Consider the following 652-nt stretch of genomic DNA (forward strand, 5'->3'; position numbering starts at 1 on the left):
GGAGCCCTTTTTTGCCCCTACGGGTCCGACACCTTAAGCGCCCTCTTCGGATGGGCGCTTTTTTCTTGGCTACTGCACTTTTCTACTCGCGCTCCATACTGACGCTTATGCGAAATTACGATCTTGTAGACGAGCTCGGCGCCTTCGGCTGCAGCAGCTTTCTCATGAAGTAGCATTTCGACCCACGAGGATGATCATCGAGGGTTCCAAAGAGCTCAAACCCATTCTTCTCGTAGAAGCCACGAGCCTGAAACCCGAACGTATCGAGCCAGAGGCCAATGCAATCCCGTACCCGTCCGATTTCTTCGGCCTTCCGGAGGAGTAAGGTGCCAACATTCTGTCCCCGCCACTGCTCAGGGACGAAGAGAAGATCGATGAAAACCCAATCATAAGAGGACTTGCCCCACAGCCCTCCAACCGTCTCCCCTGTGGTTGGATCCCGCAGCGAAATCGCAAGTGGCTGGAAGCCAGAGGGCGGCCCCCTCCGATCATTGTACGCCAGGAGCGGACGCAGGATTGCCTCGCGGTCAGCAGGGCTAGGGGTCTCGCTGATGACGATCTCGGGCAGGCTCTGGCTCATCCATGCTCTCTGTTGTGCAGACTTTCGGAAGGATCACCCGGTTTAACCAGTGAAGGTAGACTGTACAATTGG

The 652-nt window shown here is 56.1% G+C and carries 1 protein-coding gene; it reads right to left on the reverse strand.

Features of this window, described 5'->3' with window-relative positions:
* Window positions 1–115 precede the first annotated feature (115 nt).
* Window positions 116–580 (reverse strand): GNAT family N-acetyltransferase, encoded by a 465-nt coding sequence (locus tag JKL46_RS35040; RefSeq protein ID WP_201843060.1) that lies wholly within the window; start codon window positions 578–580, stop codon window positions 116–118.
* Window positions 581–652 lie beyond the last annotated feature (72 nt).

This window comes from Microvirga zambiensis WSM3693 (assembly GCF_016735695.1).
Taxonomy (GTDB): domain Bacteria; phylum Pseudomonadota; class Alphaproteobacteria; order Rhizobiales; family Beijerinckiaceae; genus Microvirga; species Microvirga zambiensis.